17 protein-coding genes and 1 tRNA gene are annotated in these 23572 nt (G+C 60.5%); 9 read left to right on the plus strand and 9 right to left on the minus strand.

Annotated elements, in window-relative coordinates; genetic code table 11:
* Positions 1-32: 32 nt before the first annotated feature.
* Together JF616_12645 and JF616_12650 are read right to left on the minus strand one after the other, a co-directional pair.
* A complete protein-coding gene (locus JF616_12645; GenBank protein MBW8888597.1) occupies positions 33-263 on the minus strand; it encodes a hypothetical protein in 231 nt (76 codons plus the stop codon).
* Between the two features lie 16 nt (positions 264-279).
* Positions 280-1539 (minus strand): family 1 glycosylhydrolase, encoded by a 1260-nt coding sequence (locus JF616_12650; protein ID MBW8888598.1) that lies wholly within the window; start codon positions 1537-1539, stop codon positions 280-282.
* A 242-nt stretch (positions 1540-1781) separates the two neighbouring features.
* Here JF616_12650 and galK point away from each other — a divergent pair, with 242 nt between their 5' ends.
* Positions 1782-2981, plus strand: coding sequence for a galactokinase (gene galK, locus JF616_12655; GenBank protein ID MBW8888599.1), 1200 nt, complete (start codon positions 1782-1784; stop codon positions 2979-2981).
* A 31-nt stretch (positions 2982-3012) separates the two neighbouring features.
* On the opposite strand, the gene JF616_12660 is transcribed toward galK, so the two are convergent.
* The 6 genes from JF616_12660 to JF616_12685 form a co-directional block, all read right to left on the minus strand.
* A complete protein-coding gene (locus tag JF616_12660) occupies positions 3013-4593 on the minus strand; it encodes a DUF4301 family protein (GenBank protein ID MBW8888600.1) in 1581 nt (526 codons plus the stop codon).
* A gap of 162 nt (positions 4594-4755) precedes the next feature.
* Positions 4756-7329, minus strand: a complete 2574-nt coding sequence (locus JF616_12665; protein ID MBW8888601.1) for a peptidyl-prolyl cis-trans isomerase — start codon at positions 7327-7329, stop codon at positions 4756-4758.
* 240 nt (positions 7330-7569) lie between these two features.
* Positions 7570-7932 carry an STAS domain-containing protein gene (locus JF616_12670; protein ID MBW8888602.1) on the minus strand — a complete coding sequence of 121 codons (363 nt, stop codon included), beginning with the start codon at positions 7930-7932 and terminating at the stop codon, positions 7570-7572.
* A 2-nt stretch (positions 7933-7934) separates the two neighbouring features.
* Positions 7935-8714 carry an ATP-binding protein gene (locus JF616_12675; protein MBW8888603.1) on the minus strand — a complete coding sequence of 260 codons (780 nt, stop codon included), beginning with the start codon at positions 8712-8714 and terminating at the stop codon, positions 7935-7937.
* On the minus strand, positions 8711-9223 hold the full coding sequence (locus JF616_12680) for an ATP-binding protein (GenBank protein ID MBW8888604.1): 513 nt from the start codon (positions 9221-9223) through the stop codon (positions 8711-8713). The genes JF616_12675 and JF616_12680 overlap by 4 nt, the downstream gene beginning before the upstream one ends.
* A gap of 93 nt (positions 9224-9316) precedes the next feature.
* Positions 9317-9616, minus strand: a complete 300-nt coding sequence (locus tag JF616_12685; GenBank protein MBW8888605.1) for an EscU/YscU/HrcU family type III secretion system export apparatus switch protein — start codon at positions 9614-9616, stop codon at positions 9317-9319.
* Positions 9617-9854: 238 nt separating this feature from the next.
* Between JF616_12685 and JF616_12690 the strand changes: the two genes are divergently transcribed.
* The 3 genes from JF616_12690 (at position 9855) to JF616_12700 (ending at position 16377) form a co-directional block, all read left to right on the plus strand.
* Positions 9855-13850 (plus strand): hypothetical protein, encoded by a 3996-nt coding sequence (locus JF616_12690; protein ID MBW8888606.1) that lies wholly within the window; start codon positions 9855-9857, stop codon positions 13848-13850.
* Between the two features lie 5 nt (positions 13851-13855).
* Entirely contained in the window at positions 13856-15727 is a 1872-nt protein-coding gene (locus tag JF616_12695) for a BamA/TamA family outer membrane protein (protein MBW8888607.1), read from the plus strand.
* A 92-nt stretch (positions 15728-15819) separates the two neighbouring features.
* Complete coding sequence (locus JF616_12700) at positions 15820-16377, plus strand: PEGA domain-containing protein (protein MBW8888608.1); 558 nt, start codon at positions 15820-15822, stop codon at positions 16375-16377.
* A gap of 141 nt (positions 16378-16518) precedes the next feature.
* Here JF616_12700 and JF616_12705 read toward each other — a convergent pair.
* Positions 16519-16593: transfer RNA gene (locus JF616_12705), tRNA-Cys, on the minus strand.
* A gap of 196 nt (positions 16594-16789) precedes the next feature.
* On the opposite strand from JF616_12705, the gene JF616_12710 reads away from it, so the two are divergent.
* The 5 genes from JF616_12710 to JF616_12730 all read left to right on the plus strand — a co-directional run bounded on the left by JF616_12710 (position 16790) and on the right by JF616_12730 (position 23468).
* Positions 16790-17905 carry a hypothetical protein gene (locus JF616_12710; protein ID MBW8888609.1) on the plus strand — a complete coding sequence of 372 codons (1116 nt, stop codon included), beginning with the start codon at positions 16790-16792 and terminating at the stop codon, positions 17903-17905.
* 48 nt (positions 17906-17953) lie between these two features.
* Positions 17954-19210: a tetratricopeptide repeat protein gene (locus JF616_12715; GenBank protein ID MBW8888610.1), complete on the plus strand. Its 1257-nt coding sequence runs from the start codon at positions 17954-17956 to the stop codon at positions 19208-19210.
* A gap of 23 nt (positions 19211-19233) precedes the next feature.
* Entirely contained in the window at positions 19234-20529 is a 1296-nt protein-coding gene (locus JF616_12720; protein ID MBW8888611.1) for a PD40 domain-containing protein, read from the plus strand.
* An 89-nt stretch (positions 20530-20618) separates the two neighbouring features.
* The gene (locus JF616_12725) at positions 20619-21842 is read left to right on the plus strand and encodes a hypothetical protein (GenBank protein ID MBW8888612.1); all 1224 of its coding nucleotides are present in this window, start codon (positions 20619-20621) and stop codon (positions 21840-21842) included.
* Positions 21843-21851: 9 nt separating this feature from the next.
* Positions 21852-23468 carry a hypothetical protein gene (locus tag JF616_12730; GenBank protein MBW8888613.1) on the plus strand — a complete coding sequence of 539 codons (1617 nt, stop codon included), beginning with the start codon at positions 21852-21854 and terminating at the stop codon, positions 23466-23468.
* The last annotated feature ends 104 nt before the right edge of the window (positions 23469-23572 follow it).

A 23572-nucleotide genomic window follows, 5' to 3' on the forward strand; every position in this document is an offset into this window, starting at 1 on the left:
CGGTTGCTTTTGGGATAAAGCGTCGTAGGCGGCTATTCCGGATTGTCTTCGGAATCCCCGGGGCCCGGAAGCGCGCGATCCGGGCGATCCGGCGCCACCTCTAAGCCGCGGACCTGCGCGAAGGGCAGGCATTCCGTCCAGTCGAGTTTGGTAGCGGGGACGTTCCTGCCGGCGGGATCCCAGGAATGGGGGGCCTCGGCCACCTCCGTCAGGACCGGCCCGCGCGCCCCTTCGATCTTCGGTGAAATTTCAGGTTTGGTCATGTTAGGCTCCGATATTTCAGAATGCCCTCGGCGAACCGGGCACGACCTGTTGCAGGAACGCCTCCTCCCCCGGTGTCAGGGTCGGATGCATGTCCAGGCACAGGCTTTCCATGGGCAGTATGTGTTTCCATTGCAGCACCAAATCGCTATAGGCCTTCCCGACGGGACGGATTTTGCGGTCGAGATCGAATAGCCCCAAAGGGTTCACGCGATTATTCTCTTCCCGCAGCGCCGTATCCCAATCGATCTGATCCACCAGGCTGTACCAGGTGAAACCCACGATGGGCACCCCATCCTGCTTGAGGCGGATCATGTTGACCCATTCCTTCCAGAGCCAGGCCGCCGCGCGTTCCGAATCCATGAAATTCGTCTCGGTATGCATGACGGGGAGATGGTAGCGTTCGAAGTATTGGCGGGTGATGACGTAATAACCGAAGATTTCGCCCGAGGCCCCTACCGGCCCGTTCTCGGTCACCAGGTGTTCGTTGGTGACGTAATAATCGTTCCCCATGATGCAGCGGGGCTTGAGGCCGTTGCCCATGTGGTGGAACCAATGGTACTCGGGCCTGGTCATGCCGTTGTCCAGCAAGTATTCGTACATGTAGGCGGCCACGTCGAAGCCATAGCAGAGATCCAGCGAGAGGAAGCGCTTCTGGTTGAAATGCTCCGCGCGATCGAAAGCCGAGGGCCGTTCTGGATGGAAGTACTCGGTGGATTCGCTCTGGATGAAGATTACCTCGGGCTGCCGGCGGATGATATCGGCTTCGGCCAAAAGGTTGGCCTGGGCCAAGTGCTTGAGGGCGGTGACGAAGGCCCGGTCGGAAGTGAGGCATTCGTTCCACCATCCCCATTGCGCGGAGAATGTGGCGGTGATGAAGATTTCGTTGACGGGGGTATAGAAACGGACCCATGGATACCGGGACGCGAAGGCGGCGGCGTATTCCGAGAAGAGCCGGGGCCAATCCGGGTTTTGGAAATCGCCTACCCAGTCCGGCACGCCGAAATGGCAGAGGTCCACGATGGGAACGATCCCCAGTCGCCTTATTTCCTCGATGGCGGCATCGGTGAATCCCCAATCGTAACGGCCGGGGCCGAGATGGGCCAAATGATAGGGCGGGCCCCAACGGAGGTATTCCAAGCCCAGTTCCCGCACAAGGGCGAAATCCTCCTTAAAGCGGAGATAGTGCCCGGTTTTTTCCATTTCATCCACGCGGGCTTTTTTGCCATCCTTCGCTCGGATCGTCGGATAACTATTCTCAATTCCGGTGGCGAACATAAAGGGCCTGGACCCGGGATGGTGTTGGGGGCGATTACGTCGGGCGATTGGTTCCATGGTCGGCTTTTTCCCCGGTGCGGCTTCGCGGGGAAGCCTCATCGTTCAAAATAAACTCCCCCGGAATGGGGTGCGGATTTATCCCGGCCGCGTCCAAACCGCCGCCCGCTGTCCCTCGGCGGCCCATGCGAGTATTTTCTGATCAGCGGCCTTTTAGCCGCGCCTATCCCGGGAAGGGCGGTCCTATGATTCAGGATGGACCCCGGAACGCGCGGGAAGCCGTACTGCGCGGGTTCGCGGAGGCCACCGGGCATGAACCAGGAATATTGGTTGAATCGCCCGGTCGCGTGAACCTCATCGGGGAACATACCGATTACAACGGCGGCTGGGTGCTCCCCTTCGCGATCGACCGCCATATCGTCGTCGCGGCGGCCCATTCCGCCGGTCAGATCGGCTTGATCGCCGTCGATCGCGGCGAATCCGCGCGGTTCGCCCCGGACGATCTTCCCTCTCCCCGCCGCGGCCATTGGTCCGATTACTTGGTAGGGATGCTGGCCGAATTCCGCGCGGCCGGTTTTCCCGTGCCAGCCGCGGAATTCGCCTTCGCGGGGGACATCCCCGCGGGAGGAGGCCTTTCCAGCTCGGCGGCCTTGGCCACGGCGATGGGCCTGGCTTTGGATCGCCTGGCCGGAACGGGCCTGTCGCGCGAGACCATTGCGCTTATGGCCCAGGCAACCGAGCACCGGTACGCCGGGGTCCGTTGCGGCATCATGGACCAGTACGCGGTTCTGCTTTGCCGGAGCGGGCGCGGGATCCTCCTCGATTGCCGTACGCTGGAATGGCGCCATGTCACGATCGCTCCGGCGGGCCACCGTTTCCTGCTCTGCAATTCCATGGTGAAGCATGAGTTGTCCTCCAGCGCTTACAATGATCGGCGTCGCGAATGCGAAGAGGCCCTCGGAATTCTGCGGAGGCTTGAGCCGGAATTGCCGGATCTCCGAGGCTGCACCCGAGGGCTTTTGGAACGGAGCCGCTCTGCCTTAGGAGGGATCCGCTATCGGCGCGTGCGCCACCAAATCGAGGAGAACGCCCGGGTGCTGGCCGCCGAGGCCGCGCTCAGGTCGGGCGATCCGGCCGCTCTCGGTACTTTGCTTTCCGCTTCCCACGCTTCCCTGGCGGGGGATTTCGAGGTGTCTTCTCCGGAGCAGGACTTCTTGGTCGCGACCGCGCTGGCTTGCGACGGCGTGCGCGGCGCCCGCATGACCGGAGGCGGATTCGGAGGCAACATCATCGTCCTGGCGGCAGAAGCTTCGGCCCATGCGGCCGCGGTCAGGCTTAAGGAGGCCTACGGCAAAGCCTTCGGGATGGATCCGGAAATCATGGAGTGCGCCCCCTCGGATGGGGCACGGGTGGAGCTGGAAAACGAACCGGCGCGGATCGCCTAGCGCGTCCGCGGCCGGGCCTTTTGCCGTGGCTTTAAACCGGGATCTTATTCGCGGCCAGATGGGCCGGGCGGAGCAAGTCCACCACCGATTTGACGGGATTGAAGATATCCACGGGCGCTTCCATGAACACCGTATTCCAATGCGCCATGGACCCGTTCCACAGCCCCGGCAATTCCAAGGCCCGCAAAGCCCTGCCGTCTTTCGACTTCGTAGTGATAAATCCGGCTTTCGGATCCCGGAAACGTCGGAGGTCGTAGGGCTTCCCGCGCGGATCCAGCAAGGAGCAGACGAGATCGGTGGGATTGAAGAAGCCCGCCTGCGAGGCGATGGATCTCTGGGAGAGGGAACGGGAATCGACCTGGGGCGTTTCCACGATCTGCAAGGTTAGGGAGCCGTCGTGGCCGCGGACCCAAAACGGCCCGCCTCCCGGTTCGCCGCGGTTCTCGACCATGGCGCAGACGCGCATGGGCCTATCCAAAAGCGCCGTCAGACGATCCCGCGCCTCCGCGCGGGCGTCGCCGTTCTCGTCCCGCAATGCGTGCGGCAGGACGGTACCCAGCTTCCGGCAGAGGCGGCCGGCGGCGCGGATGCTTTCCGCATCCGGACCGGATCTTAGGGCTTCCAATTGATGGCGAACCTCCCTTTGCAGGCGTACCAACATCCCGCCCATGGCCCGGCGGAAAGAAGTATGGGGACCGCGTAGCGCATCGGGAACGATATTGTCGATGTTCTTGATGAATACCAGGTCCCCGCCGCAGCGGGCCAGGTTGTCGAGCAAAGCGCCATGGCCTCCCGGCCGCGAGACCAATCGGCCTCGTTCATCCCGGAAGGGTTCGCCGTTTTCGTCGGCAGCCAGGGTGTCGGTGGAGGGGTCCTGAAAGGAAAATCCGACCTCGAAATGGGCTTTGCCAGCGAGGGCGCGGCATGAGCGTTCCAGTTCGGCGGCGAAGGCCGGGCGCTTGTCCGTCGCGATGGTGAAATGCAGTCGGCATACGCCGCGACCATCGCGCACCAAGTCGACCGCTTCGGAGAGATGCTCGGAGAATGCGGTGCGCGAACCATCCGGGCCCATATGGAACGGGATCAAGGCTTTGGGACGATCCGCAAAACCTAGTCCCTCGGGATCAAGCAAGGCTGCCAGGATTTCATGGTAATCGCCGGTTTGGGCGAGATGATCAAGATCGTGGCCACGTTTGCGCAAGGCTTCGCGTAAGTCTCCCGCGAAGGGCGATACGTCGAGGCCTTGGAACCAGGCCAGGAATTCGATGGCGGTGGGATTCCCGTCGAGGGATTCCCTGGCCAAGGCCGCCAGATCCGGCCTGTCCGGCCTTTGCCGAACGACCTGCAAGGCCTTGAACATCCGGGTGGCCGCGCCGCTCGCCGGTACGAATTGCATGGCGCGTCCGGTGGCGGCGGCTTGGTCATATTCCCGGTTCAGGTCATGCAGTTGGCCGGCATCCTGCGAGACGATGCCATCGCCGGGGGAGCAGGCGCGATCGAGCTCGGAGAATTGTTGGCCGCGGCGGAAGGCTTCCATGTCGGCAAGGGCCTTGGCCTCGTCCATGCCGAGGCGCCGCAAGTGATCGCGGTCGCTGGGCGTGAAGGGTTCCATTTTTCCTCCGGGATCCCAGCGAAAATAATTTCCCCGGTCCCGCCGCGCCAGTCGCATGGGAGAAGGCGACACCGGCCCGTCCCTAAACAGGGGGCAAAAAAAAGGAGGCCAGATGGGCCTCCTTCACCGCGCCAAGCGCGTCTCTTCCGATTCGCTTCCGGACTATTTCTTGGTCGAGTCCGGCTTTGCCGCCGAAGGCTTGGCCGCATCGGGTTTGGGCGCGCTTCCCGTCGCTGCCGGCTTGGAATCCGCTTTAGGTTGCTTGCCCGGGGAGGATTTGCCCTTGCCGGAATCCGGGGCCACGTAGCCGCTATCGCCTTCCAGCACGGGCATCAATTTCCCGCCGCTGCGGATGTTTCGGATCATCCAATCCGCATCGTCGGAAAGGTCGCTGGAGGGGTATTGCGACAGCATCTTCTCGAAGTCGCGCACGGCCGCCGAATCGTTCTTCAGATGTTCGGCGTGGATGAATCCCACCATGAACATCGCCTTGTAATTGTTCGGGCTCTTGGGGTAGAGGTACGACAAGCGGCGGTATTCGCTCATGGCCTGCTGGTACTTCTCCTGCTCGATGTAGATCTGGGCCAACCCGAAGCAGATGGAATCCTGCAGCGCCTCGTCCTTCGGGAATTCCGTCCTCAGGCGTTGGTAAAGATCTATCGCTTGGTCCAGCTTCCGATCATAATGGAGGTTCTGGGCCTGCTTGTAGGACTCCTGCGAATTCTTGATCTTCGCGGGGAGCAGGGTGGGATCCAATATCACGACCTGGAATTCGCGCATCAGCTTTTCGGTCTGCTTCTGCGCGGACTTGGCGTAGGCCTCGTTCTTCAGGTTCTGGAATACCTCGTACTTGGACTCTTCGAAACTCAACGGAATGGTATCGCGGCGATAACGCTCCGGATTGGTCTTGTACTCGATGTCGAAATCCTTGGGATCCAAGGTGAGGAACGCGGCGATATCCTTGGTGTACTTGTGGAAATCCTTCTCGGTCGAATCCTTGGTGAAGTAGTCGCGATTGGCTTCGAAGGTCCGCTTGAGGGTGGCCGAATCCAGCCCGCCGTTGCGGGCCAGGATGGAATCCTGGTAGATCTGGGCCCAGTAGTTGATCTTGTTCTCCTCGCGCTGGGCCATGACTTTGATGTCATCGTTCAGGCCCACGGATTTGGCTTCCATCGAAGCGAGGTGCCAGGTGAGCAGGTAATCCAACAGGGCGTCGCGGGTATACCGCTCTTGCATGGAAGGCGGGATCTCCTGACGTAGGAACAGGATGTCCTTTTCGCGGATATTGCCGCCCTTCCAGGTCGCCAAGGTATCCTCGGGCTTGATGGTCGTGGTCCGCTCCGAATTCCAATCCAGCTTTACCAGGACCCGGACGCGATCGAAAGGCTTCTGCTGCTTGGGGAGCTTCTTGGTCAACCAGAACAGATGCCACTTCTTGGTGTCGGGATTCTGGATGGGCTCACGGAGCAACCCTTGCTTGAGGGTATCGAGAACCGTCCACAAGTTCGGCATTACGCCGATCCCGTCCGGCAGGCAATGGTCGCGCTTGATTATGCCGATGTAGCCCTGGGTCGGCTTGGTCCAGGAGTTCTCGTCGATTTGGGCGGCCAGTTTCTTGAATGCCTCCAAATCCTTGATGTCCTTGGCGCGCTTGTTCAGCAAATCCTTGTTCTTCGATTCGATGTGGTACACCTCATACGTCTCAGGGGAGATGTATCCGTCCTTATGCTCCTCGTAGTACTTCTGGAGTTCGGCCAGGGTGGCCGTGTCGCGCTGGCTACGCAGGACCACGCCGTATTTGGCCTTGAGGCGGGGCAGAAGGCCTTCCGTCAGCTTGGATTTATACAGGACCAGATAGTCGTCCCCGACCTGCTTGCGGATCGTTTCCAGCGGGGGGACATGGGCGGCGACGCAGCTATCCGCCTTGAGGAGCATCCAGGTGCTATCCTTCTTGATGGGCTTGGAGACGGCTCCGACTTTCAGCTTGGTCTCATCGTTGAAGAACAGGCTATCCGCATTGATCTGCCCGATATCCCACAGCACGTCGCCTTTGACCTGGCGGCCCACCTTGCCTTTGTTCGCCTTGCTGGCCTGGTGCACCGACCACTTGGCGGCGGCGGCGCCGAAATCCATGCCTCCCGCCACGGCCTTGGCCGCTTCTTCGGCGGTCTTACGGTCCTTGGCTTGTATCAGGGAGAGATCGCAGAACGCCTTTTGCTCATAACGCTTGGTATTGGCCTGGTAGAAGGAATCCAAGGGCGCTTTCGCGATCGCCATGGAATCGCCCACCCGGGGACGCTCGGCCTCGAAGGGGAGAACTTTGCCGGAATCGCCGGTGAACATCTTGGGATGCGCCTGGTAAAAGGACCTCAGTTCGTCTTCCGTGAAGCCATCGTTCTCGCCCAGGAAGGTCTGGGTATAGGTCTGGGTCACGATGCGTTCGTCGATCAGCGCCTGGCGGGCGTTGAGATCCGGATCCTTCCCGTAGCGGGACTTCAGGGCGGCCATCGACTGCAGCTTCTGGTTGAGCATGGTCTCGAACTGCTTGCGGCGCGCTTCCGGGTCCTTCTTCAATTCGGCTTGCCGGTCCGGGGGCATGGTCTTGAGCATGAAGTCGAAATCGTTCTCGGTATAGCTCGTCCCGCCGATCTTCGCCAGGACTTTGCTGCGGTCCTCCCGTTTGCCTTCGCAGGCCACTAGCGCTAATAGGGGGAGAATACACAGGATACGCTTCATAATCGTCCTTTGTGCTGTGAAAAGGGAAATCCCGAAAACCCCGGGGAGACCCCGGAACGGGCGATAAGTTAGTAAAAAGGGAAGTTCAAAACCCGCGAAGGGAGGGGGGCGAAGGCAGGGTAAAGGGTAAAGGGTACAGGGTTAAGGGTTTAGAAAATTAAAAGGAAGAACGAATAAGGGGGCCTAACGCCCCCCTATACCCTTAACCCTGTACCCTTTACCCTTCTCCGTAATTGGGACTCAACGCTTCGACAGGGAGGCGATAGCCTCTTCCACGCTTTCGTAAATATCCAACAGCGTGTTCGCCCCGATGATCTCGATGATCTCGTACACGTTATCGTTCACGTTGGCGATCTTGAAGCAACCGTTCTTTTCCTTTGCGGTCTTGCTGAAATGGAGGAGGATGCCCAGGCCCGTGCTGTTCACGTAGCGGAGGTTGCGGAAGTCGGCGACGATCTGCACGTAACCGTCCCGGATCAGCTTGGTCACTTGGTCCAGGGTCGACTCCACGTTGGTGGCGTCCAGGTCTCCCATGCACTTGATCAGTTTTCCATGCGGGACGTTTTCCAGGTCCGAGATCTGGAGTTCGATTTGGGTGTCCATGGTTAGCTATCCTCTCGCATTTTCATTATTTTCACTTCCGTACCCGCATTGTCGATGGACACGTTGATGGAGTTGCTGATCAGCTTCACGAGCGCCAGGCCGCGTCCCCGGGTTTCCCCGCCCTTGGAAGCCTCTTGGTTCGCCTCCACGGCGTACTTCAACTGGGTGGCCTTGTCCATCAATGTCTGGTTGCGAACGAGCAGCTCGAATTTGCGACGATCGATGCGCAGTTCCACGGAAATGCCGGATTGGGAAGCGTCGCCATGCTCGATGGCATTGTTGGCGATCTCGTCTACGATGGTTTCGATGCGGAAGGAATCCCGCGAGGTGTAGCCTTTTTGCCGGGCGATGCCGGCGATGAAACGGCGCACGGCAGGCACCGCCTGCAGCTTGGGAGGCAAGGTGATGGAAACCACTTGGGCCGTCTGGGTGTACTCCCAATGGTAATGGTTGTACGCCGTGTGCGTGTCCGGATAGAACTGGAAGATCTTGTCGGCGCCCATCTGGATGAGTCGCTCGCGCAAATCGTAGTTCAGGCCGACGATCACCATGTTGCCGCCCTGCTCGACCAAGCGGAGCTTGCATCCCATCAACTCCCCCAGGAAAGGGGAGGAGACGAAAGTGACGTTCTCCATCAAGGCGATGATGAAGAATTTCTTGGAGTCGATGATCTCCTGGAAGATCTTGCTGGTCGCTTCGCAGTCGCTGGCGTTCAGATCGCCTTCGAAATGCAGGAGTACGATGCGATCGTCATGGGAGCTGATCTGCTGGGTAATCCTCATACGTCGCTCTCGTAGAGGAGCTTTTCGCGCGGGGAGCGGGAATCTTCCGGATCCTTCGTCTTCACCACGTGCACCTGGGTCCGCCCGTCCTCGCCTACGTCGATCTTGATTTCGTTGGAGAGCATCTGGACGATGACCAGGCCGCGGCCTTTCTTCTTATCGCCCGTGGAAGGCTTGGGGCTGTAGACCGCGCGCTTCAGGTTCTCCAGGTTCTGGCGCGATCCGCCCTGGTCCTGCACGGAAAGGCTCATGGCCGCTTCCTCGAACTTCGCCCTTAAGGTGAGCGAGCTATGCACGTCCTGGGAGCCGTGCAGGATCCCGTTGGTGGCCAGTTCGTCCACGATGATCTCGGTGCGGAAGCAGAATTTCTTGGAGAAGCCTTCTACGCGGGCCATTTCGGCGACGAATTGGCGCAGCGGAGGGATGTATTCGAGGTCGCATGGGAACCGGACCGAGTATTCGATCGCCGTTTCGCCCTTGGGCTGTCCAGGCTGTGCGTGGCTATCCAAACATGACCCCTCTCGATGCCGGGGTATAAAGTAATACCCCGCGGGTTGATTGCAAACCGGAATTCCGGGATCCGATTTCTCGAACGAACCGCATTAGGCCTTCTTCCGCCCCAGCTCGGCGTCCATGCGATAGACCATCGCCATGATCTGGGCCACCACTTCGTACAACTCTTCGGGAATGCTTTGGCCCACTTCCACGTCCGACAAAAGTTCCGCGAGCTCTCCGTCGGGATGGATGGGGACGCCCAGATCGATCGCCTTCTTGACGAGAGCCTGGGCCAACGCGCCTTTTCCGGATGCGACCACCAGCGGGGATACGTCCTCATCCTGCCTGTACTTCAAGGCCACGGCGAGTTTCAGCTTCTGGTGGAATCCGGGATCGGCAGCGGGCATCGTCCCGATTATACCATCGGGCCGCGCAGGGAAATCAGGGCCATTAGGCGAGGCGAGGGCCGGTGGGAAGACCTGCGGGATCAGGGAGGCCGGAGGCACGGCCTTATTAGTAATTTGAGTCCGATTCGCCGCCCATCCCCGGTCGGAGCGGCTGGACCGGACCTTTATCGGACAAGGCGTAGATGGGGACTCTTAAAGCCGTTTGGTTCAACCGGTTGCGACTTTGCGGGGCCGAACGGTGACTCGCTCCCGCCGTCTCTGGCTTTGGGGTTTGGCGCTGGCCCCCGTAGTTCTCCTGTCCGCGGGGTATGTTCTGGCCCGGGCATGGCTGAACCATCATCTGCAGCGGGAGATCGCCTTCGGGGAATACCGTCTGCGAATGGTAAACCCGGCCCTGGACTGGAGCTTGGATTTCTCCGCCGACTCCATCGATCTCGCTTCACCCGGCGTGCGGGTGGGGACGGGACCAGTGACCGCGGCGGTCCGCATCTGGAATTCCATCGCCAGCATCAAGCCGAGCATCAAGATCGGGACCGACACCGTGCAGGTGGGATTGGCGGCCCGCAATCCCGATGCGCCTTCGCGAAAGCGCAATCCGAAAGCGCCACCGATTTTCCCGAACCTACGCCTCCCTTTCGAGTTTCGCGTTTCGGCCCGCCGCCTCGATCTCCGCATCGCGGGACGGGAATTGGCGGCAGTACTGGAGCCCGCCATGTTCTCGCAAGGGCCGAAGGGAATCGGTTGCGAATGGTCCGGCCTCGAATTCCCCCCGCCCCTGGCGCCGCCCCCGGCGTCGCCTCCGGACACGACCCGTTCCCCCGCGGCGACTCGGATCGGATACGCCGCGCCCGGGCACGCTTCTGCCCGTTGGTTCGGAAACCGCGTGCGATACCAAGCCCAGTTGGAGGACAGCCTGGGGGATTTCGCGCGTTGGGAAGGCGAGCGTCGCAAGTCCGATCTGCGCGATGGCCGCGACTCCCTGGAAGCCCGCTTGGGGGGATTGCGGATCCTCGCGCCTTGGTTCCGGCGCGGTCCGCCTGGCTTCCGCGATCTTTACGTGAACGGCTCGATCGGGAGCGGTGAGCATCGCACCCTTAAGGCCAAAGTGATATTCACAACGCCGCCCGTCTGGGTCATCGCGCGCCAGCGCGCGGAATTGAAATTGGAAATGGCCGATTCCTTGGGACGCATGACGTTGGCGACCCATGGACCATCGGGAGAAGTCGTGTACTTACAAGGCCGCTTCCGCGCTCCCATGTCGGATAGCGGCGGCTTGGCAGCGTTGTTGCCCCGCCTGAGCGGGGAATTCGCCGGATACAGCCGCAACGTCCGCTTCCGCATCGGCCGTTTCATCTTGCCTGGCGACGCGGAGATCCGGAAACTGCGCCTATTGCCAGGGCCCACCCTGGAGGCGCAAGTCCGTACCCGCGACAGCACGGTCGCGGAGGGCCGGCTCTTCCGCCGACCTGATTCATCCTGGGCCGTTTCCTTCGAGGGGAAACCCTCGCCCCGGGAAGCCTGGGCCCTGCGGTGGACGGACACCAATCTCGCCTATCGTTCGGCACGGGTAAAAGGCGAAGCCGGGCGCGAGGGATTGCACGTGGAGGCATGGGTCAATCAGGTCCGGGCCTATGGGTGCATCGCCGATTCCGTGTACGCCTCCCAGGCCGTCGACAAATCCGGCTACTATCTGCTCGCATCACGCATTTACGGAAAGGAGGCCGTATGGCCCGTGGAGGGGCAGGTGCTCTGGAAGCGCGTGGTCGCTCCGGGACCGGTCGGAGCCCCGGTGCCGCCAGGCGCCGCGGCCCCAATCGGAGCTACGCTGCCGGGCGGCAATGCGGTGCCGGGCGTCCGGCACCATCATCAGGTGTCGTTGGTATTCCGTACGCAACATGCACGTTACGGTGCGGCGGAATTCGCCATGCCTAGCAGAGGCGATTTGCGCGTGCGCGTGGACAATCTTTCGGCCCAGAAGCTGCCGTACGCGCGCCTTCCCCGCCTGATGGCCCTGGCCCCCGTGGTCACCGGGAGCTTCGCTTGGGATATCCATGCGCGCACGGGCCAGGTGGACGCGGATGCGGCCTTGGCCTTTGCCGGCCAGGATCTGCAGGTGCGCGCGAAATCGCGCTGGGACGCGGCGCTGCTGACGCTAAACGGTTTGGACGTCACCTTGGCGGGATCCACCGTCCGGCTCCAGGGCGCCGCGCGCATGGGCGGGCGGCAATTCTGGCAGGCGGGAAAACTGCGCCCCGGCGACATCCGTTCCCTTTCGATGGAAGCCCATCGCTTCGACGCCGCGCGGCTCGCGCCCTTCGCGGGCCCGTCCTGGCCGGTGGCACGCGGGATCCTGGACGGGCGCTTTTCCTACTCGGATTCGGAAGGGTTCGGCGGAAGCTACCGGATCGACGATTTGGATTTGATCCCGCTCCGAAAACGGGCGGCCCTTCCGCAGGTGGTTCTCGAAGGCCGGGGCGCGAGCGTGGTCCTGACCGTCCGCACGGTTTCCCCCGCCTATCCTTGGCTCAATGATAGCCTGCGCGCCGAAGTCGCCGACATACTGGGGGGCGCGCCGGCCATTAAGGTAGATGGCGTTTCGGAAGACGGCCTTACCGTACGGTTCCGGGGCCGCGCCGACGGATTGCGAAGCATGGACGGGTCTCTCGCGGTTTCCGGAAAGGCAACCTTGCCGGGAGGGGCGGGGGAGATTCGCGATCTGCGCCTGGGCGGGCATGTTTCCAGCCCCTTTAGCGGCGGCGTGCTGAGGGGAATGACGCTGGACTCCGGCTCCTTCGCGGGACGCTATGCCATACCCGGGCTCGATACCCAATCTTTCGGCGGCACGCTCTCGTTGCGGGGAGGCCGCTTGCTGATCCAGGATCTGCATGCTAACGATAGGCGCGGGCCGACCTTGGCCGGGGAGGGGGAGTGCGATCTCGCCGGCCCCCTGCGGGTAACGGCCCGGTTACGTGGCGACGACCTCGCCCTGTCCTGGCCGGGCGTCCAGAAGATCGTACTGCGCGGCGCGCAGGCTTCCATCCGGATCGATTCCGCTGGCTTGGCCGCGGAGGCGAGCGTGGATCGCGCCGAATTCGCCGCCTCCCGGGCGCCCATCACCATCCGCGGCAACCTGGAAGCCATGCAGATCGCATATCTCCAGCCGCCCGCGCCGAAGGGCGAGAAGGGGGATAAGGCGCCCGCGCCCGGTCCCGAGCTCCATGTAAAGGCCCGCCTCCAGAACTTCCTTTTCAAGCACAAGATCGGATTCCGCGAGCTCCAGAAATCCATCGGCAAGGTCAAGGTGGACAAGCGTAAACGGCGGGCGAAACCGATCGACCTCCAGCTCAACCTGGAAACCGCGGGGGCCAACAACCGTATCGAGACCGACGTGCTGCGCATGGCCTTCGCGGGCGATCTGGCGGTCCGCGGGGTCTACCCCTACACCCTGCTTAGCGGCGAATTCTCCTCCCTGAAAGGGGAGTTGGGCCAGACCAGCCAGTCGTACGACATCACCGACTTCGACCTCAAGTGGCAGAACGCCACGGTGGAGGAAGGCAAGGTGAGCGTGGAAGGCCGGAAGAAGCTTCGCATCAATTGCAAGCCCGAAACGGAACGCACCTGCAACGTGTACGTTAAGCTCGCCGGCCGCCTGGACGAGATGGCCTTCACCTACGATACGGATTGCGGGGCCAACAGCGGGGAAACCTTGGAGCCCACCGCGCTCATCAACTCGGTCAACCGCGGATGCTGGTCCGACGAAGACGTGGCCGGCGCGGGCAATGGCAATTACCGCGAGGCGGTCGTCGCCTTGCTTGAACCCACCCTCAACGAAAAGCTCACCAGCGTAGGGGAGAAATTCACCGGCGGCTGGATCAAGCGCACCTCCGTGACGGGAATCGGATCAACCGTGGCGCGCGATACCACGGGGAACGAGCCCTTGGCCCTGGGGGTCGAGACGAAGGAGAAATGGGGCGTAAGCGTCAAGGCCAGCGCGGGATATCACCCCGAAAAGCGCGAAGACAATACCACCTGGGAGAGCAAGGTGGCCGTGCAATGGCGCCCGCCTTTGGAAAAAGCCTCCGGGAATTCGGAATGGAAGCGGCGCGTCCGGGATCGCGTGACCCTGGAAGCCTCCGCCGAAACGCGGCCGGAAGAAAAAGTCACGAACGAGAATAAGGATGCGCGCATGCAAGTTGGGCTGCGCTACCGTTATAAATTCTGGAAACTCTGGTAAGCCGTTTGCACCCGAACCGATCCGTTCCCGCGCGCCTCCTATTCCGTATCGCGGTCCTGTCGCTTTGGGTCCATGCCGCCTATGGCGCACCCGTCTTATTGAGCGGTAACGATAACGTGTCCCGCAGGAAGATCGAATCGGCCTTGACCGTTCCCGACCGGCCTTCCGCGCTTTCCCAAGAGGACTGGGAGGATTGGGTCGACGATGCCGCCCTTTCCATAACGGATCTGTACGGGGACATGGGGTACCTGGACGCCGCGGTGAAGATCGAACGGATCGCCGCCGACAGCGCGGGCGTAAGGCCCCAGGACGATCGCATCCGCATCGGGATCCGCGAAGGCGGACGATACCATTTCGGCTCCGTGACGGTGGCCGCGCCCGCAGGCTCCCCGCACGTGATCGATCCCGAACGCTTGCAATCCCGCCCGGGCCGGCCCTTCGAGAAGGAATTGGTATTCCGCGATCGCAGCAAGCTCCTGAACGCGTACGGCGACCGCGGATTCCTGCATGCGCGTTCCACCGAGAGATTGACCCCGGATACTTCCGCCAAGGCGGTGAATCTGGAATACGAAATCGACCCGGGACCCGCGGTCGTTCTCGACACCTTGATCTTCCGCAATCGTCGCGAAGACGATTCCACCGGCAAAGCCGGTATCACCAGTACCCGATTGCTGCGGACCTTGTTGGGCTTGCATCGGGGGGACACCGCTAGCCTGGCGGCGATTTCCGCCTATGAACGCAAGCTCAAGGCCTCACGCGCCTTCAACTACGCGCGCGTCCACGACAGCCTGCTTCCCGGCGGCGGCAGCGCGCTGATCCTCACCAGCGAGGAAAGGGTACCCGGCGAGGCCGACGGATCCGTTTTCCTGGAAACCCAATACGGCGCGGGGGTGGCGCTCAATTGGGGCCACGGCAACATGCTGGGAAATCTACATGAGGGGAAGTTGGGGGGATCGGTCGCGCAGCGTAAGCAAAGCGTCTATCTGGGTTACGCTTCGCCCCTCTTCTTCGGCACCCTGCTTCGCTTTGATGACGACTTGGTCGCCAACTGGTACCAGGACAGCCATCTGCAAAACGGCGTCGGGCCCTATAAAGGCGATTTCGACATCACCAATTCCAGCAAGCTTTCGCGGGTCTTCTCCTCTTGGTCCCGGGGCTTAAGCAATACCGAGTTGGCCGGGGAAAGCCAGCGCGAGGATTCCTCCCACGTCAATCGCTCTTTCAACCTCAACTTCATCAACACGGCCTTTTTCACTTTCCTCGATGCCCCCGCCAATCCTGGTAAAGGCGCGCGTTGGGCCCTCACCTGGGGCAATGGCGGAACCTTCGTCAAAGGCGGCAGCATCGATGTCCCCCTTTCCGATCGACACAATTGGCTGGAAATCGAGAGCGCCTACTTCCTTCCGGCATCCGAACACGTCAAGCTGGCGTTCCGGTTGGACGGCGGACGCTTCTTCGGGGCGGGCGAGCAGAACTCCGAGCGCTTTTTCCTGGGCGGCCCCCGTTCGGTGCGCAGCTATGGATGGCGGCAAATCTGCCCGGAGAAGGACAGTAACGGGGTTTGCCGGACGTCCGGCGTCGAGCCAGCCTATTACCTGGGTTCGTTCGAGATCCGCGCCAATCCTTTCACTCCAGCCTTCATCAACCCGGAGGGGCGATGGGCCTGGTTGTATGGACTGCAAGTGGTCCCTTTCACCGATTACGGAGAGGTATGGGAAGTGGGAAGGAAAGTCACGGAGACGGGGAAGGGACTGGCTTTTGGCCTGGGATTACGCTATTCCCTGCTGTCCATCTTCAACTTCAGGATAGATTACGCGGCCGATAACTGGCAAAGAACGCATTCCCAATGGATTCTCGATTTGGCCCAGGCCTTCTAGCGGCTGCTTCCGCCCCCGGATCAGTCGATTTTTCTTCCATTCTGAGTATATTAATACACGATTTGTCCCGATCATCACCCTTTGGAGGAAGCATGGCCCTTGCCAAGAAATTGCACCTATTCGGCGCCGCCTTGATCCTGGCGCTGGCCCTACCGGGCCTCTCGCGCGGAGAGGTGAAGGGGAGCTGCAGCCAAGACGCGGATAACCCCCCGGCCCGCGGTCAGATGGGATCCGTTAGCGTCATTACCACCCCGGAAAAGGCCGTTGTCTCCCTCAACGGGGAGAGGCTCGGGATCACTCCCGTCGACACCGCATATCCCACCGGACGCTACAGCCTCATCATCATGCTCAATGGCGAAGAACTGGTGAAGGAGCGCATCAACGTTTGCGCCGGCGAGAAGACCACCTGGGAAGGCCCCTTGAAAATGCCTTACGGTAGCGTGGCCGTGAAAACCAATCCCTTGAAGATCAACGCCATCGTCTACGTGGATGGCGAACAGGTGGGAACCACCAAGGGCGGGGTCCTGACCATCAACCGGCTCGAAGCCGGCACGCGCGTCTTCAAGATCACCCACGGGAAAAGGCGCAAAGAAATGTCCGTGAACGTTCTTCCCGAAGAGACCGTCGATTTGAACGTGGATCTTAAGTAGGAGCCGACTCTCAAGTCGGGAGAATCCCAGGCGACGTTCTAAAAAGCCCCTCCGCGCCATGCGGGCGGGCTTTTTTTCCAGGTGCACCGGGCAGGGCGCAATCGCCTTGAATAATTGCCTTGGATTTCAGTTGGGGAAAAGTGGAGGCGACAAGCGGATTCGAACCGCTGAATAAAGCTTTTGCAGAGCTCTCCCTTACCACTTGGGTATGTCGCCGCGAGCCTGAAGTTAAAAAAAGCTAGCGGAAAATCAATTAAATCACGCTATCCAAGAGTCCAAGCGTCGGTACTTTTTTCAATTACCGGACCTCTTTTCCCGGGCATTGTCTATTTTAAGGGGAAATGGCATACAAGCTGAAAACCCGATTGATGGCGCGTGCACGACCTGGCGCATGCGGATGGGCCGCGGCTTGATGAAGCGCATCCTGCTCCTGGCGTTAGCTATGTGCGGCAGCATGCCATGGGCCTCAACTTCCCCTTCCGATTCTCTCCGCGGCCTCGGCCGCATCGCCGTCTTGGATCTGGTGGATTTGACGGACAATACCCAGAAGCCCGAGTTCTCGGATGCCTTGAGGGCCGCTCTTTCGGCGGGCGGTACCTGGGCCGTTCTCCAGAGGGACTCCGTTTCCAAACGCCTCGGCGAATTCAATATCAATCCCCGCCAAGGCTGCAATAATCCCCAATGCGGTTTCGATATCGGGAACGTGGTGCAGGCCGAGTACGTGGTCTACGGGACGGCCACCCCCTTGGCTTCGGTGGAAGCGGTCTCCCTTAAGCTGCTGCACATTCCCACGGCCCGGATCGTTTGGACCAAGGTGCTGGAAGCGGATGGGACGACGGACGCGGATCGCCAACGCTCGCTGGAGAAGGCGTTCGCCGCCTGCGCCGCCGAGATCGCCAAACTCAAACCCGACACGGAAAAGGGCAAGCACGGGAAATCCCTGGCCGTCTTCGATCTGAGCGAGAACTCCCCCCAGTCGCGCGCTTTCTTCGAACGGGTCTGCACCCGCATTTACGGCAATCCGGCGTACGATCTCATGAGCCCCACCGAGCTCGCGGAGTTGCTATCGGCGCTGGAGATCAATAAGTATTCGGTGACGCCGTCCCTCGAGAACATGATCGGGTTGGGGCAGAAGTTGGGAGTGTCCAGCCTCCTGTATTCACGCCTTTACCGGGATGGCCGCAGCTACGTTTACCGTCTGGCCATGTACGATGTCGCCGCCAAGTCCCTGGTCCTCGAGTTGCCTCCGCAACCCTCCGAGGATCTGATTAAACTACTGGACTACGAAAAGGTTTTTTTCAATACTCTGTTCAATAAGGAAAAAGACTCGCCGGCCACCGCAGCGGTCAAGGACGGAAGCAAATCCAACAAGGCGCTTTGGATATCCCTTGGGGTGCTCGGAATCGGCGGGGGAGTGGCGGCTTACTGGGTGGAGAACCTTCACAAGGAAGACAACAGGCCAGGGACCAGCGGGACGGGCACGGGCACGATTCCTCCGCCCCCTAATCCACCCTCCGAAACCCAGTAGGGGCGGAATGGGATCTTTCCCGGTTTCAATATATTTTAGGGACCCATTATGAGCGATACGAATTTCAGCTACATGGAAGTATCCGCGAAGCGCAAGAAGCGGAACCAGTTCATTTCCGTCCTGATCATCATCGCCATCGTCCTCATGGGCGTGATCGTATGGGGATGGATCGAGCTGCAGAAAAGCCGCAATGCGGAACGGATCAAGAACGCCCTCAACAGCCAGGTGGAGCCGGGATTCAAAGAGCCCGAAGCCACCGCCCCGGCCGCCGTACCTGCCCCCGAAACGAGCAGCATCAGCGTCCAGGATACGCAGCGTACCCCCGAACCGCCTCCTGTCGCGGTTCAACCGCCCAAAGCCGAACCCGCGAAGCCCATCGCCGCCGCGCCGGCCGTTAAACCGGCCAAGCCCCACAAGGAAATCGTAAAGGCCACTGAGCTTCCCCGGGAACCGGACGCGCCGGTCGCGGCCGTTCCCAAGGAAAAGCCGCATGCGCTCCCCAAGCCGAAGCCCGAGCCGAAACCGGCCGCGGTTCCCGCCCCGGAGCCCACGGTTGTCGCGATGCGCAAGCCCGAGCCCGCCCCGCCCACGACCAAGCCTGCGCCCGCCCCGGCCCCTACGGCCCCCGCCAAGGCGTTCGCTCCCGAAGATCTCCCCATCCCCGAGAACGCGGAAGCCACCGAGGAGGCGAAGAGCGCCGCCGTGGTCCCGGCGGCCCCGGCCGCTGCCCCGGCGGAATCCCCCAATGCCTCCAGCAATTTCAAGCTGGGGATGACGGCCTACCGGCAGCAGGATTTCGTCAACGCCATCCGCTCCTTTTCCGCCGTTCCCAGGCCCGCCTCCAAGAAGCGCGGGGCCGAGGACCGGGATGAATACGTGCAAGCCAATTTCCTGAAGGGCCTCTCCCTCTTGAAGGTCGGGCATCTGAGCGAAGCCGTCACCGCATTCCAGAACGTCCTGGAGTACGAGAAATATTATCCCCTCGCCAACATGAATCTGGGGATCTGCTACGTCGAACTCAAGCAGTACGCCAAGGCCCATCAGGCTTTCGAGGCCGTCGTACGGGATCAAAGCTTCATCGAACCGGCCGTCTTCGACGATGTCATGCAACGGACCAAGTATTTCTGGGCCCTGGCCTGGACCCGCCTTTATAAGAACGCAACCAATCCCGATAAGCAAAACTTCTACCGCCAGCAGGCCGTGTTGAAGTGGAAGGACTACGAAGTTTGGTTTTCCAACAACGACAAGTACAAGAGCGAGAACTTGAAGGCGGAGAACTACCTCAAGAGCCTGAGCAGCCTCTGAGGCGGAGGGAGAAAAAGGTTTCCATGAATATGAGGATCCTCAATTGCGCCTGGCTCCTGGCCGCATCGGCCGGGTCCGCCTTGGCGGCCCCGGAGGCCACGGACGCCAGCAAGACCGTGGTGGTGGTCTCCAGCGACAACCCCAAGATTTCCGGGCAATTGTTCCACCCGAAAATCTGCCCCAACCTGGTCAACTACGTGGCCTTCGTGAGGCAGATCCGGGACAACCGGCAGATCTGGCTGTACGATTCCAAGACCAAGGAGCTGACCCAGATTTCCCCGAAGGCGACCACGAGCAAGATCGAGGACGTCAACATCGACGAGGATACCGACCAGAGCATTTTCAAGGGCTATGAGGACGAACTCGAATGGTGCCCGGTCCTGCATGACGGGGTGCAATACTTCGCCTACGTCAGCGCCGGCGGCGTGAACAACCACGATGTTTACATCAGCGCCATCGGATCCAAGGTGCATACCCGCCTTACCTTCGACCCGGAAGTGGACGGCACCCCGCGTTGGTCGCCGGACGGCAAGAGCATGGTGTTCGTATCGGCCCGCACCGGCGACGGCGATTTATACCTGGTCCCGGACGTCACCAAGTACCTGGGAAAGGAAATCAAGCGCGAGTCCAAGGGCGCCTTCGAACGCTTGACCACCAATCCCGGCGAAGAGATGTTCCCGTCGTATTCCCCGGATGGCCGGTTCCTGGCTTATACCACCCGCACTAGCGGCAATAAGAAGCGCGGGCTCTATACCATCGCCTTGATGGACTTCAAGGATGATCGGAAGATCAAGATCTTCAACAACCAGATCACCAACAATAAGAGCCATCCTTCCTGGTCCTTCGACGGGCACTTCGTGGCCTACCAGATCTCCAACGATCTGAACGATCGGGTGGTGGATATCGGCGTGATGCAGTTGAAGATCGATCCGCAAGGGCATTTGGTGGAAGTGGCCGACCTGCACGGCAAGACCCCGAAAATCGCCGAGAACGTCTATCCGAGCTCGTACACCGGTCCAACCTGGCTACCGGGATCGCGGGCCATCGTGTATGCCAAGCGCGAATCCAACCGCTTGAACCCCTTGGAAGTCGTGAACCTGGAGAAATGGCTTTACGATCAGAATTACACCCGCGCGACCATCACCACGCAATCCAGCATACACCGCGATGTGGATTGCCTGCCCAACCACCCCATCATCGTATTCGCCGGACAATCGGGCCTGGATTTCCAGATTTTCGCCTCGGTCCTGATCGGCTCCGATCTGAGGCTGGGCGCGGAGAAGGTGGATTTGGCCAAGTATGATCTTTTCAAGAACTAGATTCCTCGCCCTCCTCGTAATCGTTTCCGCCCTGGCGCGGATCGAAGCGAAGGAGGATCCCGTGGAGTTGCTCCGCCGCCATCGCTACGATGAGGCGATCGCGCAGCCTGTATGGCACCTATTCGGGATTCGCCAACGCCATCATGTCCGAGTATTACGCGGATCTTATCGAGACCGGCGCCAATGCCATCCATTACACCTACATGGGTCAGATCCAATACCAGGCGGGCAAGTACGCCGAGGCCAAAACCTCCTTCGAAAAGGCGCGCAAGCTGGGCGGCGGGCCCGCGGCCATTCAGGATCTGAACGAGGTGTTTCTTCATTCTACCCGCAAGCGTTTAGGGGAGAATCCGGGCGAAGTCCCGGCCGTCAAGGACGTCGGGGCCCAATGGCAGGCCCTCGAGCTCAATGGGGGGGACGCCTCCAAAGGTCCTGCCGGCACATCGCAGCGGGGTCGGCGTAGCCGCCTCAGCCTGCTCATCCGTTCGGCCAATCCGGACGCCAGTGAAATCGAGACCAGCCTCAAGGCCGTCCTCAACGACGCCCAGCAGCCGGAGACCTACCTGGATGAGGGGAAGAATACCCAGATCAATTTCTACGATCCCTTCCTGATGCAAACGTTGTCGGACTCGTACTACACTTTGAGCAAGTTGACCAATCTGCGAATCAAGCAGGATGAATCCCGGTTCCCCGACCTCGCGGCGAAGTTCAATACCGATCAGTCCCTGGCCGAGTCGTGCATCCGTCTAGGGCAATACCGGGAAGCGGCCGGATATCTGCCGAAGGATTCCCCCGACATCGAAACCCAACTGCTGCGGGCGGAGGTCTTCGCCAAGACGGGAAAGGTGGACCAGGCCAAGTCGCTTTTGGAATCGCTCGCGAACGGCACGAAGAACGCCTCGGACCGCAGGGATATCGCGGACTGTTACTATCTTTTGGGTCTCGATCTCGAGAAGGGATTGAAGCTGGCCGGCCTCGCCGTGAAGGATAAGAACGGTCCGAATTATTATCGGACATACGCGAATTTGCTATTTGCCACCGGCCAAACCGAAACTGCCATGCAGCAATACGCCAAGGGGTACAAGATCGAGTACCGGAATCGCATCGACCAAATCGATCCGGAATACATGTCCGATTACGCTTTCGGCATCTTCAAGACCAATAAACTCAGGTACGAGGAGATCGTGGAGACCCTGTACCATCTCCAAAAGGAATTCCCCGCTTGCCGGCAGATGCATTACTGCATGCAGGGGATTTCGGCGGGGCTGGCCAGAAGCTACGAATCCCAGCGGATTTTCCGGAAGGGCGGATAAGGGATGCGAATGAAGTCTGAAATCACGAGTCTTATTTGCTTGGCGGCGGCCCTGGTTGTCGGAACTACCGCTTTGGCTTCCGCGGCGGGCAAAGGGGAAAACCTGAAGGGCGGCCGGCTGATCTATGCCGAGCCCATCCTGCCCGATACCTACGATCCCATCACCACCTCGGATAACGAGACTTCGCTGCGCCTGTCCGAATTGATGTTCGAGTCCCTGGTCTATATCGATTACCGCGGGGAGGTAAAGGGTCGCCTCGCCGAGAAGTGGAACGTCTTCAACGGCAATCAGCGGATCACCTTCTATCTGCGCAAGGACGTGAAATGGCATGACGGGACGCCCTTCACGGCCAACGACGTGAAGTTCACCTACGACGCCATCATGAATCCCCTTTCCGACGTCCGCCCGGAGAGCCGCCAGGCGTTGGAGGTCATCAAAAGCGTATCGGTGCTGGGCGATTACGTGGTGAAGTTCGATTTCAATACGAGCGTAGCCGAACCCGAGCGTCGCTTCCTTTTCAAGATCGTCCCCGAGCATTTGTTCGGCGGGAAGCCGGTATTGTCCAAGTTCAGCAAGTTCTCGAAGAACCCGATCGGAACGGGCTATTACAAGTTCGATCGCGAGACCAAGAATCATGACGTGATCCTGGCCGCCTTCACCGACCATTACGGCGGCCCGCCCAACATCGGCGAAATCAAGATGGTGTACCAGCCGGAGATGTCGCTGCTGGTGCAGAGCCTGCTTTTGAACGCCATCGATCTGGTGGTGGAAGTGCCCCCGGGCAAGATCGCGGAGATCGCCAACACGGGCAAATTCATGATCATCCCGTACAACTCGCTGGCTTTCGCGTTCTTCGGGTACAACAACAACAACCCGATCTTGAGGATCAAGGAAGTGCGCCAGGCGTTCACCCTCGGGATGGATCGCAACAAGATGCTGGAGGATATCTACTTCGGCAAGGGCGAAGTCATCTCGGGCCCTTTCTCCCCGGCCTCCTGGGGCTATAATCCCGACGTGGCCCCTTGGCCCTATGATCCGGCCCGCGCCAAGGCCCTGCTCGACAAGGTCGGCATCAAGGACACCGATGGGGACGGCATCCGCGAGTACAAGGGCATGCCCCTCAAGTTCAAGCTGAAGATCCCCATCTATAGCGGCAACGAAGGCGGCCTCTCGGTCTGCCTCCGCTTCCAGAACTACATGAAGGCGCTGGGCGTCCAGGTCGAATTGCAACATCGGGAATACGAGAAGTGGAAGGAAGAAGTGAAGGCCAAGCACGATTTCGACATCGTGTTCGCCGAATGGCTGTTCGACAACTCCTCCGACATTTCCTCCCTGTTCCACTCCTCCAAGAACCAGCCCCCCACCGGCGACAATTTCATCTCCTATAAGAATCCCAAGGTGGACAGCCTGCTCCAGAAATTCTCGACCACCATCAACCACGAAGTGCGCCGCCGCATCAATTACGAACTGCACGAGATCCTGGCCGAGGAATGCCCCTACACCTTCCTCTGGACCCTGGAGAAAAACGCGGCCATCGAGAATAAGGTCAAGAAGGCGGTGGTCCACCCCTATCGGTTCTTCACTTTCATCAACGATTGGTTCATTCCGGAAGACGAAAGGGATTGATCGGCCATGGTTGCAAGCATGACGGCACGGAAACCCGCACCTAGGAGCAAGGGCTCGTTCAAACTTTCCGCCCGGGCCTTTAGCCTCCGGGGACTCGGTCTCGC

This window comes from Fibrobacterota bacterium, from assembly GCA_019509785.1.
Lineage (GTDB): Bacteria > Fibrobacterota > Fibrobacteria > UBA11236 > UBA11236 > Chersky-265.

What these genes read in the sequence shown, in the direction of transcription:
- JF616_12710 (MBW8888609.1), top strand. Translation starts at nt 16,790, where the DNA reads ATGAAGCGCATCCTGCTCCTGGCGTTAGCTATGTGCGGCAGCATGCCA.
- JF616_12645 (MBW8888597.1), bottom strand. Translation starts at nt 263, where the DNA reads ATGACCAAACCTGAAATTTCACCGAAGATCGAAGGGGCGCGCGGGCCG.
- JF616_12720 (MBW8888611.1), top strand. Translation starts at nt 19,234, where the DNA reads ATGAATATGAGGATCCTCAATTGCGCCTGGCTCCTGGCCGCATCGGCC.
- JF616_12730 (MBW8888613.1), top strand. Translation starts at nt 21,852, where the DNA reads ATGAAGTCTGAAATCACGAGTCTTATTTGCTTGGCGGCGGCCCTGGTT.
- JF616_12660 (MBW8888600.1), bottom strand. Translation starts at nt 4,593, where the DNA reads ATGGAACCCTTCACGCCCAGCGACCGCGATCACTTGCGGCGCCTCGGC.
- JF616_12650 (MBW8888598.1), bottom strand. Translation starts at nt 1,539, where the DNA reads ATGTTCGCCACCGGAATTGAGAATAGTTATCCGACGATCCGAGCGAAG.
- JF616_12725 (MBW8888612.1), top strand. Translation starts at nt 20,619, where the DNA reads ATGAGGCGATCGCGCAGCCTGTATGGCACCTATTCGGGATTCGCCAAC.
- JF616_12675 (MBW8888603.1), bottom strand. Translation starts at nt 8,714, where the DNA reads ATGAGGATTACCCAGCAGATCAGCTCCCATGACGATCGCATCGTACTC.
- galK (MBW8888599.1), top strand. Translation starts at nt 1,782, where the DNA reads ATGATTCAGGATGGACCCCGGAACGCGCGGGAAGCCGTACTGCGCGGG.
- JF616_12700 (MBW8888608.1), top strand. Translation starts at nt 15,820, where the DNA reads ATGGCCCTTGCCAAGAAATTGCACCTATTCGGCGCCGCCTTGATCCTG.
- JF616_12670 (MBW8888602.1), bottom strand. Translation starts at nt 7,932, where the DNA reads ATGGACACCCAAATCGAACTCCAGATCTCGGACCTGGAAAACGTCCCG.
- JF616_12665 (MBW8888601.1), bottom strand. Translation starts at nt 7,329, where the DNA reads ATGAAGCGTATCCTGTGTATTCTCCCCCTATTAGCGCTAGTGGCCTGC.
- JF616_12685 (MBW8888605.1), bottom strand. Translation starts at nt 9,616, where the DNA reads ATGCCCGCTGCCGATCCCGGATTCCACCAGAAGCTGAAACTCGCCGTG.
- JF616_12715 (MBW8888610.1), top strand. Translation starts at nt 17,954, where the DNA reads ATGAGCGATACGAATTTCAGCTACATGGAAGTATCCGCGAAGCGCAAG.